The organism is Streptomyces endocoffeicus (assembly GCF_016741935.1).
Classification (GTDB): domain Bacteria; phylum Actinomycetota; class Actinomycetes; order Streptomycetales; family Streptomycetaceae; genus Streptomyces; species Streptomyces endocoffeicus.
Genome location: NZ_JAERRG010000127.1, coordinates 1 through 1,801, shown reverse-complemented (window position 1 = coordinate 1,801; position 1,801 = coordinate 1). Strand labels below are relative to the sequence as shown.

1 protein-coding gene is annotated in these 1,801 nt (G+C 67.1%); it reads left to right on the top strand.

The window, feature by feature from the left end; all coding sequences use genetic code 11:
• Positions 1-28: 28 nt before the first annotated feature.
• The coding region (locus JK364_RS54170; protein WP_201858839.1) for a SpnB-like Rossmann fold domain-containing protein at positions 29-1,801 on the top strand (1,773 nt) is incomplete at its 3' end.

Below are 1,801 nucleotides of genomic sequence, written 5' to 3'. Positions count from 1 at the left end.
ACTCGGGCCCGACGGCGTTCTGACCGCCATGACCCACAACTGCCTCGCCCATCACAACGACCCTGGTTCCGGCAACGAGCCGGAGGTCATCGCTTCCCTGCGCCGGGATCAGTCCGAGGTCAATGCGGTGCTGACCTGTCTGGCACGGCAGTTCACGACGGGCGCGTCTATCGACTGGGCTCCTGCGTTCGGCGAGAGCAATACCTCGGCGGCTCACCTGGACCTGCCCACTTACGCCTTCCAACGGCAGCGCTACTGGCTCGAGGCCCCGCACCACACAACCAATGCCACCGACCTCGGTCTGGAAATCGTCGAACACCCACTTCTCGGAGCCGCTCTGGAACCGCCCGCCGGCGACGGGGTCTTCCTCACGGGTCGGCTGTCGCTGGAGACGCATCCATGGCTGGCTGATCACCGAGTGCTGGGCTCGGTGCTGGTGCCGGGAGCGGCACTGGTCGAGTTGGCTCTCAGCGCCGCGGCTCATGTGGGCTGTGACGCGGTGGAGGAATTCACTCTTCAGGATCCGTTGATCCTTGCGGAGCGGGGTGGTGTCCAGCTTCAGGTCGTGGTCGGCGAGGCAGAAGAGGATGGGCGTCGCAGCGTTCAGGTGCGGTCCCGTCCAGATGCGGTCGACGCGGTGTGGAGCTCTCATGCGAGCGGGTTGCTGGTGGTGGGGGAGTCCGCTGCTGGTGGTGGGGTGGTGTTGGAGCAGTGGCCTCCGGCGGGTGCTGAGGTGGTGATGTCGGATCCGGAGGGGTTTTATGCCGGGCTTGTTGAGCGTGGGTTTGGTTATGGTCCGGCTTTTCGGGGGTTGGAGATGGTCTGGCGGCGTGGTGAGGAGGTGTTCGCTCAGGTTCGTCTTCCGCAGGAGTGTGTGGGGGAGGTGGAGCGTTTCGGGGTGCATCCGGCGTTGCTGGACGCCGTTTTGCATGCGGTGGTGTTGACGGGCTTCGAGCAGCAGCCGGATGTGGAGTTGGGGTCGGGTTCGGTGCGTGTTCCGTTTGCGTGGTCGGGGGTGCGGTTGCATGCCTCGGGTGCGTCGGTGGTGCGGGTGCGGCTGACTCGGGTGGGTTCGGATGCGGTGGCGTTGGAGGTGGCGGACGCGGCGGGTCAGCCGGTGATCTCCATCGAGTCCCTGGCTCTGCGGCCGATCTCGGCTGAGCAGTTGCAGGCCGCCCAGACCAACCGGTACGACTCCCTGTTCCAGCTGGACTGGCAACCTCTGGACACTCCCCGGGCATCGGCTGCTGGGAGTTCGTGGGCGCTCGTGGGGCCGGATGGCGGGTTGGGTGAGGCGGTGGTCCGTGCGGGCGGGTCGTGTGCCCGCTACGAGGACGTGGCAGCGCTGATCAGCGTGCTCGATGAGGGCGAGGCCATACCCGGGACCGTGGTGTTGTGCTGCCCGACGAGCGGTGGTGAGGACGTGGTTGTCGGGGCGCGGGAGTCGCTGTCCGCCGTGCTGTCTTCGGTGCAGCGGTGGCTGGGTGAGGAGCGGTTGGCTGCTTCTCGTCTGGTGGTGGTCACTTGTGGTGCGGTTGCCACGGAGGCGGGGGAGGATGTGGCCGATCTGGTGCAGGCTCCCGTGTGGGGACTGTTGCGGTCGGTGCAGACCGAGAATCCCGGACGGTTCCTCCTGCTGGATCACGACGACGAGATCAGCTCTGCTGCAGCGGACGTGGTGGTGCGGGTACTCGCCGGTGGTGAGGAGCCGCAGCTGGCGGTCCGGGGCGGCACGGTCCTGGTTGCGCGCTTGTCCCGTGTGGCCAAGCCCGCGGCCCAAGATGCGTCTGCGCGGTTGGTG